The sequence below is a fragment of the Sphaerisporangium rufum genome (genome assembly GCF_016863395.1).
GTDB lineage: Bacteria > Actinomycetota > Actinomycetes > Streptosporangiales > Streptosporangiaceae > Sphaerisporangium > Sphaerisporangium rufum.
In genome coordinates, this window is the sequence record NZ_BOOU01000144.1 from 1 (window position 1) to 1,265 (window position 1,265).

At 74.3% G+C, this 1,265-nt stretch carries 1 protein-coding gene; it reads right to left on the reverse strand.

The annotated features are described in order from the left end of the window. Positions 1–185 precede the first annotated feature (185 nt). Positions 186–1,043, reverse strand: coding sequence for a 16S rRNA (cytidine(1402)-2'-O)-methyltransferase (rsmI, locus tag Sru01_RS35050; protein ID WP_203995237.1), 858 nt, complete (start codon positions 1,041–1,043; stop codon positions 186–188). Positions 1,044–1,265 lie beyond the last annotated feature (222 nt).

Here is a 1,265-nt window from a genome sequence, read left to right on the forward strand (position 1 = left end):
AGCGTGCTTCCCCGGAACGGCGGAACCAGCCGGGCCAGCGTCGCAGACCGGTCAACCGGTAACTTCGGCCCATCGTCGGGTTCGTCATGCTTTTTCACCAGAGAAGCCGTCACGGAGGCACCCTACGCATCAGGCGACGGCTGATCCAGCGACCACCCGCCCGGCACCGGGCCGGTGGCCCGGTCTCAGCCGCGGTGCACCGCGTCGTACAGCTCGCGCCGCGGGACCCCCGCCGCCCGGGCCACCTCGGCGATCGCGTCCTTGCGCGTCGCGCCCGCCCGCTCGCGGTCCGCCACCCGCTCGACCAGCTCCGCCAGGTCCGGCTCGGCCGCCCCGGCCACCCGCCCGGCCACCACCAGGGTGATCTCCCCGCGGACATCGCCCGCGGCCCAGGCGGCCAGCTCGCCGAGCGGGCCGCGGCGCACCTCCTCGTAGGTCTTGGTGAGCTCCCGGCAGACCGCGGCCGGCCGGTCGGCCCCGAACGCCTCGGCCATCGCCGACAGGCACGCCGCCAGCCGGTGCGGCGCCTCGAAGAACACCATCGTGCGCTCCTCGCCGGCCAGCGCGGCCAGCCGCCGGCCCCGCTCGCCCGGCTTGCGGGGCGGGAACCCCTCGAAGCAGAACCGGTCGCTCGGCAGCCCGGAGATCGCCAGCGCGGTGGTCACCGCCGAGGGCCCGGGCAGCGCGGTCACCGGGACCCCGGCCTCGACCGCGAGCCGGGTCAGCCGGTAGCCGGGGTCGGACACCCCCGGCATCCCGGCATCGGTGATCACCAGCACCGTCCGGCCGTCGCACAGCGCCTCCAGCAGCTCGGCCGCCCGGGCCGCCTCGTTGGCGTCGTAGTAGGAGACCACCCGCCCGCCGAGCGTCACCCCGAGATCGGCGGCCAGCCGGCGCAGCCGCCGGGTGTCCTCGGCCGCGACGACGTCCGCGGACGCCAGCGCGTCGCGCAGCCGTGCCGAGGCGTCCTGCGCGCGACCGATCGGCGCACCCGCCAGCACCAGCTTGCCCGTCTCGTTCACCACCCGGCCATCTTCTCCCATGCCACGGTGGTCCCGGACACCACACCCGCCATAACGGACGCCCCAATTGGGGGCATAAGAGGTGTTTCTTAGGCTCGGCGTAATGGCCGCCCCGTACGATGTCCGGATGGCCCTGACGGATTCCCCTTACCAGGACTTCGAGCAGCCGGAGCCGAACGATTCCCCCCGGAAAGGGGAGTCGATGCGCGACCGGCTGGTTCCGCCGTTCCGGGGGAGCACATT